This window comes from Dyadobacter sp. LHD-138, from assembly GCF_030929615.1.
In the GTDB taxonomy this organism is placed as follows: Bacteria; Bacteroidota; Bacteroidia; order Cytophagales; family Spirosomataceae; genus Dyadobacter.
Window position 1 is genome coordinate 19,728 of the sequence record NZ_JAVFVU010000031.1, and the last position, 14,362, is coordinate 34,089.

At 43.1% G+C, this 14,362-nt stretch carries 10 protein-coding genes; 4 read left to right on the top strand and 6 right to left on the bottom strand.

Annotated elements, in window-relative coordinates; translation table 11 throughout:
* Window positions 1-1,101: 1,101 nt before the first annotated feature.
* A complete protein-coding gene (gene pbpC / locus RB622_RS21415; RefSeq protein WP_308048713.1) occupies window positions 1,102-3,354 on the top strand; it encodes a penicillin-binding protein 1C in 2,253 nt (750 codons plus the stop codon).
* Window positions 3,355-3,597: 243 nt separating this feature from the next.
* On the opposite strand, the gene RB622_RS21420 is transcribed toward pbpC, so the two are convergent.
* The 3 genes from RB622_RS21420 to RB622_RS21430 are packed head-to-tail and all read right to left on the bottom strand — an operon-like array spanning window position 3,598 to window position 6,330.
* Complete coding sequence (locus RB622_RS21420; RefSeq protein WP_308048714.1) at window positions 3,598-4,596, bottom strand: M28 family peptidase; 999 nt, start codon at window positions 4,594-4,596, stop codon at window positions 3,598-3,600.
* A 25-nt stretch (window positions 4,597-4,621) separates the two neighbouring features.
* Window positions 4,622-6,121, bottom strand: a complete 1,500-nt coding sequence (gene cysS / locus RB622_RS21425) for a cysteine--tRNA ligase (RefSeq protein ID WP_308048715.1) — start codon at window positions 6,119-6,121, stop codon at window positions 4,622-4,624.
* 35 nt (window positions 6,122-6,156) lie between these two features.
* The gene (locus RB622_RS21430; RefSeq protein ID WP_308048716.1) at window positions 6,157-6,330 is read right to left on the bottom strand and encodes a DUF5618 family protein; all 174 of its coding nucleotides are present in this window, start codon (window positions 6,328-6,330) and stop codon (window positions 6,157-6,159) included.
* A gap of 275 nt (window positions 6,331-6,605) precedes the next feature.
* Here RB622_RS21430 and RB622_RS21435 point away from each other — a divergent pair, with 275 nt between their 5' ends.
* From RB622_RS21435 to RB622_RS21445, 3 genes are all read left to right on the top strand, one after another.
* Window positions 6,606-7,523, top strand: a complete 918-nt coding sequence (locus RB622_RS21435) for a PfkB family carbohydrate kinase (RefSeq protein WP_308048717.1) — start codon at window positions 6,606-6,608, stop codon at window positions 7,521-7,523.
* Between the two features lie 190 nt (window positions 7,524-7,713).
* Window positions 7,714-8,535, top strand: coding sequence for a glycerophosphodiester phosphodiesterase family protein (locus RB622_RS21440; protein WP_308048718.1), 822 nt, complete (start codon window positions 7,714-7,716; stop codon window positions 8,533-8,535).
* A gap of 265 nt (window positions 8,536-8,800) precedes the next feature.
* A complete protein-coding gene (locus tag RB622_RS21445) occupies window positions 8,801-9,184 on the top strand; it encodes a RidA family protein (RefSeq protein ID WP_308048719.1) in 384 nt (127 codons plus the stop codon).
* A 47-nt stretch (window positions 9,185-9,231) separates the two neighbouring features.
* Here the strand turns inward: RB622_RS21445 and RB622_RS21450 are convergent, their stop codons facing one another.
* The 3 genes from RB622_RS21450 to lpcA all read right to left on the bottom strand — a co-directional run bounded on the left by RB622_RS21450 (window position 9,232) and on the right by lpcA (window position 14,292).
* Window positions 9,232-12,906, bottom strand: coding sequence for a DEAD/DEAH box helicase (locus tag RB622_RS21450; protein WP_308048720.1), 3,675 nt, complete (start codon window positions 12,904-12,906; stop codon window positions 9,232-9,234).
* A 312-nt stretch (window positions 12,907-13,218) separates the two neighbouring features.
* Complete coding sequence (locus tag RB622_RS21455; protein ID WP_308048721.1) at window positions 13,219-13,659, bottom strand: NUDIX hydrolase; 441 nt, start codon at window positions 13,657-13,659, stop codon at window positions 13,219-13,221.
* 48 nt (window positions 13,660-13,707) lie between these two features.
* A complete protein-coding gene (gene lpcA / locus RB622_RS21460) occupies window positions 13,708-14,292 on the bottom strand; it encodes a D-sedoheptulose 7-phosphate isomerase (RefSeq protein ID WP_308048722.1) in 585 nt (194 codons plus the stop codon).
* Between the last annotated feature and the right edge of the window lie 70 nt (window positions 14,293-14,362).

A 14,362-nucleotide genomic window follows, 5' to 3' on the forward strand; every position in this document is an offset into this window, starting at 1 on the left:
TATTTGTAATATGTCAGTAAATAAGGAAATTTTGGCGGGATGGACAAATGTTAGAAGCGGTGCATCGGACATTTATGTTCGTTTTCCATATTCTACCATAAATACATCCGGTTGATAGACACAAAAGACATATCCCCACCAAGCGTTCCGATGGAACGCCAAACAAGCCCGTTGATTTAATTTTTCTACCCACCAAATATGCCTATGGCATAAAAAATAAGATTCCGGAAAATAGAAGCGCAAGAAATATGAAATTACTATTGATAAACAAATGGTCCGATCCATGTACCAGAGGTACATTTCGTGGGTAGAAAGCATGGATGGATTTAGGGCAAGCGTTCCATCGGAACGTCTCGCGGCTTGGTTGATTTAATTTTTCTACCCACCAAATATGCCTATGGCATAAAAAATAAGGTTCCGGAAAATAGAAGCGCAAGAAATATGAAATTACTATTGATAAACAAATGGTCCGATCCATGTACCAGAGGTACATTTCGTGGGTAGAAAGCATGGATGGATTTAGGGCAAGCGTTCCATCGGAACGTCTCGCGGCTTGGTTGATTTAATTTTTCTGCCTACCAAATATGCCTATGGCATAAAAAATAAGATTCCGGAAAATAGAAGCGCAAGAAATATGAAATTACCATTGATAAACAAATGGTCGGATACATGTACCAGAGGTACATTTCGTGGGTAGAGAGCATGGATGGATTTAGGGCAAGCGTTCCATCGGAACGTCTCGCGGCTTGGTTGATTTAATTTTTCTGCCTACCAAGTATGCCTATGGCATAAAAAATAAGATTCCGGAAAATAGAAGCGCAAGAAATATGAAGTTACCATTGATAAACAAATAATCGGATACATGTACCAGAGGTACATTTCGTGGGTAGAAAGCATGGAGGCATGATGGCCAACCGTTCCATCGGAACGTCTCGTGACCGGAATTCTCTTCCTACGAAAGATGGGGTAAAACCCGATTTTTTGAGAAATTACATTGATATTTGAAATACCTTTTTTAAATCATTAAAAATCAAATTGCTGTCATCAAAACCCTTCAACAAATCCTTTTTAAAAAAAGCAACCCTGTTACTCGGCTGCTTCATGATACCATTTTTTCTGATTGATTTTATTTTTCCTTTCAAACCAAAAGTCCAATACGCAACCCAGATCACAGCCCAGGACGGAACCCTTTTACATGCTTTTTTGAGCAAGGATGACAAATGGCGGCTCTATACCAATATCTCCGAAATCACGCCTCTTTTGCAAAAGGCGCTGATCCACAAGGAAGATCAATATTTCTATTACCATCCGGGTATTAATCCTTTCGCCATGCTGCGGGCTGCCGGAAGAAATATTTTTATGGGAAGAAGAACATCCGGAGCCTCTACCATTACCATGCAGGTTGTCAGGCTTTTAGAGCCTGAAAAAAGAACCTATCTGAACAAATTTATCGAGTCGTTCAGGGCCATTCAGCTGGAATTACACTATTCAAAAGAGGAAATTTTACAGCTATACCTTAACCTTGTTCCTTACGGGGGTAATATCGAGGGGATCAAGGCTGCTTCCCTCCTCTACTTTGGGAAACCTCCTCAATTGCTTAGTTTGGCTGAAATTACTGCATTGACTATTGTCCCCAACCGCCCATCGAGCTTACGTCCGGGGACAAGAAACGAAGCACTCACACGCGCCCGAAACCTTTGGTTAACCCGTTTTGAAGAAGATAATCTCTTTGACAAAAACACCATCCGTGACGCGATGAATGAGCCGTTGGTTGTGAAAAGGCTCATTGCACCGAAACAGGCTCCACATCTCGCCTTACGGCTTAAACAGGAATTTCCGGATCAACCCGTGATCCGGTCCAATATAAAAGTGCAGGTCCAGCATCAGATCGAAGAACAGGTTAAAAACTACGTCAACCGGCTGCAAACCATGAATATTCATAATGCAGCCGTTATGGTTATCAACAACGAAACCATGGCCGTTGAGGCTTATGTTGGTTCTGCCGATTTTAACAATCCGTTTGATGGCGGGCAGGTCGATGGAATCCGGGCCATTCGCTCTCCCGGCAGTACTTTGAAACCGTTGCTGTATGCAACCGCTTTTGACAAAGGAATCATCACGCCAAAAACCATCCTGAATGACGTTCCAAGCAATTTCAGCGGCTATGAACCCGAAAATTTCGACCAGCATTTTAACGGTCAGGTTACAACTGAATTTGCCCTGGCCAATTCCCTCAACATACCGGCAGTTAAAATTTTAAAAGAAGTAAGCACACCCGTTTTGATTGATAAACTTAAAAAAGCCAATTTTCAAACGATCCGAAAGCAGGCAAAAGATCTGGGTTTGTCCATGATCTTAGGCGGTTGCGGTGTGACCCTGGAAGAGCTAACCCGGCTTTTTGCAGCCTTCTCCAATGAAGGAGACCTAAAACCTTTACGGTATACTTCGGAAATGGTTTCTCCCAAAAAGGGCGAAGCGCTTGTTTCCAAAGAAGCGACTTTTTTGTTGAACAATATTTTGACCCAGGTCACCAGGCCGGATTTACCAACAAATTTTGATAACACCTATCACCTGCCAAGAATAGCCTGGAAAACGGGGACTTCTTATGGCAAACGGGATGCATGGAGTATCGGTTATAACCGGCGGTATACCGTGGGTGTCTGGGTTGGTAATTTTTCTGGTGAAGGTGTTCCCGAGTTAAGCGGCGCCAATACGGCAACGCCTTTGCTGTTTTCCATCTTTAATACTCTGGATTATAATTCACCAAAAGGCTGGTATCAAATGCCCGCCAATGTAGCTTTAAGAAAGATCTGTGCAGCAAGCGGAGATATCCCCGGAGACTTCTGCGCCCATCAGATCACGGATTATTACATCATAGGCGTTTCACCCTATCACAGGTGCCAGCACCTTAAGTGGATTTTCACCGATCCGAAAGGCAAAATTTCTTATTGTACCTATTGCCTTCCAGAAAAAGGTTATATCCGGAAAACGTATCCCAACCTGGCACCTGAATTGATCGCCTATTATGAGTCCACTAAAATCCCTTACCAAAAACTTCCGGCGCATAATCCTTCCTGTGAGCGGGTTTTTCACGAAGGGTCTCCGCTGATTGTCAGCCCTAATGACGGAAGCGAATATTTTATTCAAACCAACGAACCGCAACAGATCCAGTTAAGCTGCCAAACCGGGATTGATGTCCAGGAGGTTTTCTGGTATGTGAACGACAAACTTGTCAAACGTTCTTCACCGCATGAAGCGGTATTTATTAGCCCGCCCGTTGGACGTGTCAAGATTTCTTGTAGTGATGATAAGGGAAGGAATTCGGATATAACGATTCTGGTAAAGAAAATTTAATCAGGATCTTTTATAGGTTATTACGGTGCGCGGCACCTACGCCAAAGAGTAGCTCTATCGCTTTGCTACAATGATTGCGGTGCTATGCACCTGCCTCACCGATTATCATGACCGGTTACCATAAATATTTTGAAGCTCTGCCAATCGTCTTAAGGTGCAGAGCACCAAAATATTTGTAGAAGTGGTAAAAATCGATCCTACTGGATAAGGTGCACCGCACCGAAATAGCAAACTTCTCTAAACCTAAATCGCAGGCTCGTCTTCCTGATACAAAACCTGCATCAGTGTCTGCCCGACTGCCTTCAAAGTTTTTGGATCAATGTTTTCCAACGTATCGTGTGCCGTGTGCCACTGATCAAAAAAAGTATGTTCAGGGTCATTTTGCTTCATGTGAATGATATCGATCATCGGAATTTTTGCCGTTTCATTAACCGGCAAATGGTCGTCAGTAATCGAAGGACCGGCCTTATCCAGGAAAAAATTACTATATCCCAACTGACTGGCAACGCCCCAAACCTTTCGTACAATCCCGTCTGCTAAACTAACCGAATATCCCTCTTTTGGGAAAGTAGCACCCTTTGCGCCTACCATATCCAGTAGCACACCAAAATAAGCCGTATAATTCGGGACATGTTTATTGGCCGCCCAATACTGAGAGCCCAGACAAAATCCACTAAACTTATCAGTAGCTTTATCAGAATTACCCCAATCTTCCGCATCGAAAAGAATAATATCAACACCAAGATTTAGCTTTTTATCCGTGGAAGAAAGCACCCGTGCAATTTCCAGCAAGACACCCACACCACTCGCTCCGTCATTGGCAGCGAGAACAGGCTTCGTCTTGTCGACAGCATCCTGATCAGAAAAAGGCCGTGAGTCCCAGTGCGCGCTTAGCAGAATTCTTGTGGATGCTTTGGGATTAAAACTCGCAATAATATTTCTGGCATTCAGCTTTTTGCCGTCGTAAGTCGTAGGCGTAAATGGCTGTTCTGTTACCTCTAATCCATATTTTTTAAATGTGGCAACCAGGTAATCCCCGCATGCCTTATGTGCAGACGTGTTGGGAACCCGTGCGCCAAATTCAACTTGTCTTTTTACGAACTGAAAAGCAGAATCCGCATTAAACTCCGGACTGGCGACAAGTTTTTCCACTTGCTCGCTGCTTTGTTCTGAACTCGTTTTTGACTTACAACCATATAGAAATACCAGGCCGGTCAAAAAACATCCAGAAAAAATAATCATTAACGACTTCATTCTCATCACACTGTTACTCTTCATAAGCCCAATCCACACGAAGCTTGCTATCCCGGATCACCAGTCCCTGCAATTTGAAATAAGTCCTGATTTCATCCACTTTCTCATAGTTCTGCACCGTTTTGTATTCGCGGTATAAATTCAGCATACCATCCAAAACCGCATGTCCTTCGCTCAGTTCTTCTTTCAGACCTAGTACATTTTCGATGAAAATGATAAAGTTTTCGAGTAGTGATGTAAAAGTTGACTCACCCAGAGCAGCCGATTTAACCTGATTCATGTTCAGCATATTCACATATTTGAGCATGTTAAAAAGGTTAGCAACCGCTACGGCCGTATTCAGATCATCATTCATGGCATCATAAAAGCCCTGAATTGATTTTTCAATATCTTCTATTTTTTTCTCATCACGGGCTACCTCTTCATCCGTATATTTCAACATTTTGGCCAGTCGCATACCGTTAGCCAAACGTTTGTATCCTTTTTGAGCGGCTTTTAGTGCTTCATTAGAAAAATCAAGCGTGCTGCGGTATTGACTTTGCAGCATAAAAAAGCGAACCGTCATCGGACTGTAAGCCTGATCCAGCAATTCATGGTCGCCCGAGAAAAGCTGACTTGGCAGAAACGAGTTATTCAGCGATTTCGACATTTTTTGTCCGTTCACTGTCAGCATATTCGTATGCATCCAGTAGCGTACAGGCTCCACATTTGTAAGCGCTTTTCCCTGCGCGATTTCACATTCGTGGTGCGGAAATTTCAAATCCATTCCGCCGCCGTGAATATCAAACTGTTTACCTAAATATTTGGCACTCATACAAGTACACTCCAAATGCCAGCCGGGAAATCCCATTCCCCAAGGAGAATCCCACTGCATGATATGCTCAGGACTTGCTTTTTTCCAAAGCGCAAAATCGAGCGGATTCCGTTTTTCAGATTGTCCGTCCAGCGCACGCGTCTCGTTCAGAAGATCTTCTAAAATCCTTCCTGAAAGTTTTCCATACTCATTTCCGGCGTCGTTGTATTTTGTAATATCAAAATAAACAGAACCATTGGATTCATAAGCCGCCCCCTTGTTGATCAAAGCAGTAACCGCCTCGATTTGCTCAATCAAATGGCCTGTCGCCGTTGGCTCGATGCTTGGCGGACGCAAATTAAATTCAGCCGAAACGTCGTGAAAATCGTTGGTATAACGCTGCACAATTTCCATGGGCTCCAGCTGTTGCAGCTTCGCCATTTTCCCGATTTTATCCTCCCCTTCATCGCCGTCACCAACCAAATGCCCAACGTCGGTAATGTTCCGCACATAACGAACTTTGTAACCGATGTGTGTCAGGTAGCGATAAAGAATATCAAAAGATAAAAAAGTACGGATGTTTCCAAGGTGAACATTGTTATAAACCGTCGGTCCGCAGACATACATGCCTACATAAGGCGCAGCAAGAGGTTCAAACAAATCCTTTTTACGGGTAAGCGTATTGAATATTTTGAGTGGCTGGTACGTTTTATCAGTCATGAATATTTTACTTTCTTATAGTCTATTTTAGTAACTTATCTTTCAGGTTTCAAAAGTCTGTTTTCAACCCAGCTAATTATTTTCTCTGCTTTTTCTACTCCGAATTTCGCTAAATCGGCGCTTGGCGAACCTTCATAACCCATATCCAGGTGTAAAACCTGGTAACCCGTCCTCTTTGTTGGCATTGTTCCTGAGAAACCCTTTTGCATTGTCGATATGTCTCCTGGCTTCGGTAATTGACTCCATGATCAGTGCGCTAATTTGATGACAAAATAATTGATTTAACTCAAACTGATTAAGAAGTCTTTCACACTACATTTCACGTTGCCTGACAAAAATAGCAAATAACTCAGGATTGACCGCCAACTGATTAGCATTATGCAATCCTTTAAATATGCTATTCGGCTGTTTTTAGTATCTTCGCAGCGTTTTTGTCCTTAAATCAAAAATCGAAACATACTTAAAATCAATACTATACTACCTTATGAGTTTATTAACAGTTGGCTCTGTGGCCTTTGATGCCCTTGAAACACCTTTCGGAAAAACCGATAAAATCATTGGCGGTGCGGCAACATATATCACTTTGACCGCTTCATACTTTACCAAAAAAAATAATTTGGTAGCCGTTGTCGGCGGTGATTTCCCGAAGGAAATGGTTGACCTGCTTGCAAAACACGGAGTGAATACTGAAGGTTTAAAAACAATTCAGGACGGTAAAACTTTCTTCTGGTCAGGGAAATACCACGAAGATATGAACACGCGTGATACGCTGGAAACACAGCTGAATGTAATGGCGGATTTTGATCCGGTTATCCCTGAATCCTACCAGACTACAGAGTATCTGATGCTTGGAAATACAGTGCCCGCGACGCAGAAAACGGTTATCGAGCGTATGGCAAAACGTCCAAAACTGATCATGCTGGATACGATGAATCTTTGGATGAACATCGCGCTGGACGATTTGAAAGATGTTTTGAAACTGGTTGACGTATTGACAATCAACGACGAAGAAGCGCGCCAGCTCTCCGGCGATTATTCTTTACGCAAAGCTGCTGCTACGATCATGGCGATGGGACCTAAAACTTTGATCATCAAAAAAGGTGAGCATGGTGCGTTGTTATTCCAGGGTGACAGAATTTTCTTCGCTCCGGCCTTGCCTTTGGAAGTAGTTTTTGACCCAACCGGAGCAGGTGACTGTTTCGCAGGCGGATTCATTGGATATCTTGCCAAAACAGATGATATCTCGTTTGAAAACATGAAACGTGCCATTATTTACGGTTCGGCTATGGCCTCTTTCTGTGTTGAGAAATTTGGTACAGAACGTATGGTTAACCTTACCCAGGAAGAAATCAATGCGCGTGTTCAGGAGTTTGTAAAATTGTCGAGCTTCGAAATAGTTTAGCGTTTCTCGGCGGTCGGTTCTCGGCTTTCGGATTAATGGCTCAATAAAAAGGTCTGTGAAAACGGAGATTTCTTTCTCTTCAATTCACAGGCCTTTTTTCATAGGTCCACATCAGTAGCCTTTATTATTCAAAATTAAGTATTGTTCCGGGGCTTAACAGCCTTTATTTAATCCATAAACCAGTACTGCAATGTCTTTTTTCAAGTCTAATATCCTGTTGACACTTGGGCTTCTTAGCTGTTTTTCGATAAAGGCTGTCAGCCAGACCCCGCCAAACGAATTGCCCGCAAGTAAACATAAGCTGATTGTCATTGCCCATCGCGGAAACCATACAAACGTTCCGGAAAACACCTTAGCTTCTATCCATGAGGCAATTAAATTTGGTGTTGATTATGTGGAAGTTGATTTACGGACAACCAAAGATGGTCAGCTGATCATCCACCACGACGGTACCGTTGACCGGGCTACCAATGGAAAAGGTAAAGTAAATGAGCATACCCTGGCGGAAATCAAAAAACTTCAGGTTTATAACCACAACCATAAGACGCACCACATTCCTGAGTTTCATGAGGTTTTGAAATTGTGTAAGAACAAGATCAATATTTATCTCGATTTCAAAGATGCTGACGTAGCGCAAACCTGGAAACAAATTCAGGAAGCCGGCATGGAGAAACAAATTGTGGTTTACATCAATAAGAAAGAACAATATCCGCAGTGGAAAACCATTGCGCCAAAAATGCCTTTGATGACGAGTGTACCCGATGAAGTGAAAAGTCAGGACCAGTTAACGGCATTTTTAAACGAAGTCAAAATTGACGTTGTGGATAATGTAGTCAACCCCGCAATAAAAGAGTTTCTTCATTCCAGAAATATTTCTGTGTGGCTGGATGTTCAGGATCCAAAGGAAGGTCCCGACTCATGGGCTGCTGCATTAAAAAAAGGTGTGCAGGGTTTGCAAACGGATCATCCGGAGGCTTTGATTGAATATTTGAAAAAAAACGGGTTACGATAGGTCAGGACCTGAGCGGCTCCAGGGGAGCCCCCTGTTTATAGATAAATATGTCTTATGCCAGATCCTAACTCCGTAGAGTTCCCTGATTATTTCAAGGAGACTCCTTGGAGCCGGGACCTGCAAGTTTCCCAGCAATTGCTATAAACAGGAGACGACTATGTCGTCATACTACCAATAAATCTACCCCAATTCATTTTACAGAATGCTACTGATTTAATCCATAACAGAATATCTTTACGCCACAAAAATTTAAATTTTCCTTAACATGCCAAGACAAAATATTCTTACGGGCTCACCGTGGGAGGACAAAATGGGTTACTGCCGCGCCGTACGCATCGGTAACATTGTAGAAGTTTCAGGAACCGTTGCTATTGTGGACGGAGAAATCGTGAAAGCCGATGATGCCTATGCGCAAACCAATAACATCATTGAAAGAATTGCAAAAGTGCTGGAAGAAGCAGGCGTTTCGCTAAAAGACGTCGTGCGTACGAGAATCTTTACAACCGACATCACGAAATTCGATGATATCGCCAGAGCACACGGTGCTTTTTTTGGAGAAGTAAAACCAACAACGGGTATTTATGAAATCAGCAAACTGGTCTCTCCGGACTATCTTGTTGAAATTGAGTTTACAGCCGTAGTTGAATAAATTATAGAAAAATGGGTTGTACGAAATAATTCGTACAACCCATTTTTTTAGCTAAATAATGCCATGATATCATCCTGGCTTAGTTTTTTGATAAAACCAGCCTCTCCGCCTACCAGGTCTTCGGCCAATTCCTGCTTACGTTCCTGAAGCAATAATATCTTTTCTTCAATGGTATCCTTACAGATCATTTTATAGGCGAACACCTTGCGCGTCTGCCCGATCCGGTGCGTTCTGTCAATAGCCTGACGTTCCACCGCCGGATTCCACCAGGGATCCATCAGGTATACATAATCCGCCTCAGTCAGGTTAAGGCCGACACCACCTGCTTTCAGACTCATTAAGAAAACGCGGCAATTCTGGTCATTCTGGAAGCGGTTTACACGTCCTGCACGATCGACCGTCTGACCATCCAGATACTCGTAAGGAATGTTAACCTTCTCCAAATGCTGCCGTATCAGGTCAAGCATGCCAAGGAACTGGCTAAATATTAATATTTTATGGTTGGACGCATTTTCCTCTATTTCACGGGTAATCTCTTCCAACTTAGCAGACTCATTTCCATAATCCACATCATCCGAAAGCAACAAAGGCGAATCACAGATCTGACGCAGTTTAAGCAATGCTTCAAAAATAAGGAAGTTGCTTTTGTTTAAGCCATCCGTTGCCAGTTTCTCCGCAATTTGCAGTCGGTACTTCTCACGAATTGTTTCATAAACCTTCCGTTGCTTCTTGCCCATTTCACAATACAGAATCGTTTCTGTTTTGTCCGGCAGATCCGTTGCAACCTCCTCCTTCGTACGTTTCAACATAAAAGGATATACCAGACGGCGTAATTCCTCGGACTTCACCTTGTCCTGAAACTTGTCAATCGGGTTGGCATATTCTGCACGGAAAAAGTCGGCATGACCCAATAACCCCGGATTTAAAAACTCAAACTGAGAGTATAAATCGAAGGTATTATTCTCAACTGGTGTACCCGTCATGGCCAGACGATTGTTCGATCTGAGTAATCTCGATGCCTTTGCAGTCAACGAATCCGGATTTTTGATCGCCTGCGATTCATCCAGTACAATATAATTAAACTGTATTTTCTTTAACAACTCCACGTCACTTCTCATGGTGCCATAGGTTGTCAGGATAATATCATATTCTTCAAAAAACTCAAGATCCTTCCGACGGTCCATACCCCTGTGTACATACAGTTTCAGATCCGGCGTGAACTTGGCCGACTCTGCCTGCCAGTTGAAAATCAGCGTAGTAGGCACTACGACCAAATTCGTAGACTCAGGGTTTTTGTTTTTCTGATGTTGCAGGAATGTCAGCATCTGTAAAGTTTTACCTAAACCCATGTCATCAGCCAAACATCCTCCCCAGCCAAATTCTTCAAGAAAATTCAGCCATTTATATCCTTCTTCCTGATACTGACGCAGCCTCGCATTGATATTTTCAGGAAGCGGTACACTTGGTATTTCTTTAAAATTCAGGAGCTTTTGTTTTTTCTCCCAAAGTTCCTGCAAAACTTCTTCGTTGTCAATTTGAGAAGCAAGCTCCTCAATCAACGAAAAGTGAAATTTAGACAAATGAACTTCGTCACCATCCACCCGGCCGAATTTCAGCAGCGGTTCAAGTTTCTGGATCCACTCCTCAGGCAAAATGCCCATTGAGCCGTCTTTAAGCTCAACATAATTCTGCTTTTTCAATAACGCTTTTTTCGCATCCGCCAGCGTTACCTGCTGATCTCCAAAACTGATCTCGATTTGCATATCAAACCAGTCAATTCCGGACGAAGCCCTGATCTGTACTTTTCCGCGGTTGGGGTTAATCCGCATTTTTTTCAGGTCTTTAAAACCTAAAAGCTGCACTTCCTTTTCCTCAACCGTATCAACGAAATGGAATAACCATCCTTCTTTCATTACCTCCTCGAAAGGAATAAAGAAAAACGGCTGATCTGGCTGCTGTGCAAATTCAGGATGAAGGGATTTGACCCACTCCCAATGTGCCTTTTCAGCGGTTATGTCGCGTTCAAGCAGCTGGATCTTGTTGTCTTCAAAGCCTGCTTTCGTTCTTTGATTGTCGTGAATCAGTTCCGTTTCCTCCGCTTCCGCATCTCCCTCATAAACATAGGTCGGTACAATCAGCAGATTGGCTTCATCTTCTTTCAGATATATTCTGCCTTTCACATACTTCATCGAGCTCGTTGCCAACTCGTGACGTGTCTGGAAAATAACCTCGAAATGTTCCGTAACCGGCATTACCCACTCCTTCATGAAACTTTCTGCATGATCCTTCCGCACCCGGATTTTATATCCGTTCTGGCGCAGATAATCAACCATTTCAGCATCATTGATACTTTCCCAACGGAAAAGTATTTCGCTCTTATGAATTCCCAGCCAAAAGCTCTCAAAAGTGCCTGCTACCAATTTCAAATCAACCGGCCGCCCTTTTTCGATCTCCACATAGGGATTCAGGCTTATGAATTCCTGATCCTCGGTCAGTACAAAAAATAACTTTGCAGGGGTTGGATGGAGTTTTACTTCCTGAAGCTGGTTTTGATTCGTCACATAATCGTTTTCAGTAATGAACAGTCGCTCACCGCTCAAATCCTTGAAAATCCGAACGATCTGACGTCCCACCCATTTATGTGCTTCACTTTGATAATCCGAGGACTCGTCACTTAAATGACCAATGGCCTGGCCACGGCCCTTCATATATTTCTGAAGTCCCTCCGGACTGAACTGACGTGCAATTCTCACCAATCTGGAATCGCCTGCGGTCAATACCGGAATTTCCTCAGGTAAATAAGCCGTACCGGATCCACCGGCAATGCTACGGATATGCGTATATTTTTGTGTTTTAGCGCTGCTTTTTGCAGAAAAAATACCAAAACCAACATCCAGTAAGCTGTCAAAACCGCGTGGCCAGAAAACATACAACGAAAGACGTTCATCACCTGAATGTGAATCGTTATCGGTAACCTGATAAGTCGGTAATAAATCAGGAATAACCTTGTCCCGCAACTGCTGCCAGTTTTGATACACACCCACTTTTTGAATCCCCTTATCCTGTCTGATCAACTGCAAAGCACCGCTTGCATCAATTTTGAAATCAAACTTTCCTTCCAGGTTGTCTTCCAGGTTATAGCCGTATTCGGCAAGAAGGTTCTGCTTATCCTCCGTCCAGTCACGCATCATTTCAAACGCACGCTCGCCAAACTGATCGCGTAGTTTCAGCAGCGCACTCAGTTTATGCTCACAGAGCGGCACATACAGTGTCTGATTACACGTACAGGCAGTTTGTATCTGATTTGAATTGGGTATTTTGGTAAATTGTACTGAAAACTCCTGGTCTTTGAGATTCACCTTACAATCAGCAAATCCGTCACGTGTAGCAATGATATCTACTTTGGAGATTTGGTTGCGGTTATTCCAGTGTTCACGCTGCACAAGATCTTCGAGATACGGATCCTTCAGAGAAGGCAATATCACCAGGGTATCTGCCATTTCGTGGGCCGTAGGCTTCACATAGGCCGGCATTTTATCCAGAACATACAACGTCATCGCAATCCGATGCTTGCAAAGGCCGCCATAGTCATGGGTGCACGTACAGGAAGTACTTATATTCGGGGTAAGAAAATCCTGAATTGTAATCACATAATCACGGACCGAGTAATCACTTTTTACTTTGAATTCGGCATAACCTCCTCCATTGTAATCCAACTTCACAACGCTATAGCCTCCGCTACTGAAAATTGATCGTCCTTGTGATAGTGTTTGGCCCTCAGAGTTTCTTCTTAAAAACTGTGATAATCGCTCCTTCCTCTCGTTGTCCATTTATCCTTGAAACTCGTTAAACCGCAAAAGTACGGTTTGTTTCTGTTTTTGTGAAGCCCGTTCTAAAAGTATAATGGAAATTGCATTAAAAAACCTTCTATAGTGCAACTATGCTCTATAATTTAATCCGACTTTTCAGAATAAAATCGGTGGAAGCTATTTTTGGAATTTTATTAGGTGCTTGGAATTGCCTGTTCGAACCACCTATTTTGCATAAGGCTGATCAATAACGCCTATGTATGAAGACTTCAGACGACCGCTCAGATATTTTTGAATATCCTTGCCCACATTGGGATACATCAGCCGTTTTTCGAGTTCAGAAAAAGGAAGCCATACCACTTCCAGCGCGGTCGTTTCAGCAGGATTTAACACCGGCACCCCCTCCCCGATTTTCGCATTGAAAACCACATGAAGTGTCTCCTTTTTCATTTCGCTCCACAAAACCTCGCCACAAAGTGCCATTTCGCCGATTTCAATCTTTATGCCCAGCTCTTCCATCAGCTCTCTTCGCAATGCTTCCGGCAAGCATTCGTCCGGATCCGGGTTTCCTCCCGGGAGTGCATACACTTCCTTTTGGCCATACTGATAACGCATGGTTAAAACGGTTCCTTCCTGAATGATGATAACTGCCGGACGTACTTTCATGTGTGATTGGGCTTCGTGCACCGGCAAAATAATAACTTTCCCGATAAGTTATTCCCCAATCACCATTTTTTCGATCAGAAGCATAAATATATGTATCACTTTGATGTGTATTTCCTGAATACGGTCTGCGTAACCGAAATGGGGAACACGGATTTCTACATCGGCTAAACCGGCCAGTTGCCCGCCATCTTTACCAGACAGAATTACCACCTTCATTCCTTTAGCCTTTGCCGCTTCCACGGCCCGAATAATATTCGCGGAATTGCCACTGGTGCTCAGCCCCAAAAGTACATCCCCTGACTGGCCAAGCCCCTCTACAAATCTTGAAAATACATATTCAAAACCAAAATCATTGCTCACGCAGCTCAGATGACTGACATCAGAAATAGCGATTGCAGGCAATGCACGGCGATTGTTACGATAACGCCCGGTTAGTTCCTCTGCAAAATGCATGGCATCGCAGTGCGAGCCACCGTTTCCGCACGAAATAATTTTATTATTGCTTAAAATCGCTTCCGCCATCAAAGACGCCGCTTTTTCAATTTTTTCTATCTGAATCGGATCACTTAAAAATGCATCGAGAACAGTTTGTGCTTCCCGAAGTTCCTGACTAATAATATTCTGGTATCCCATACTGGTAATTTGAACAAAATCTTTTCAACAATTAAACAAATGTATCTAATAACGGTACGCTGGCAAAAGC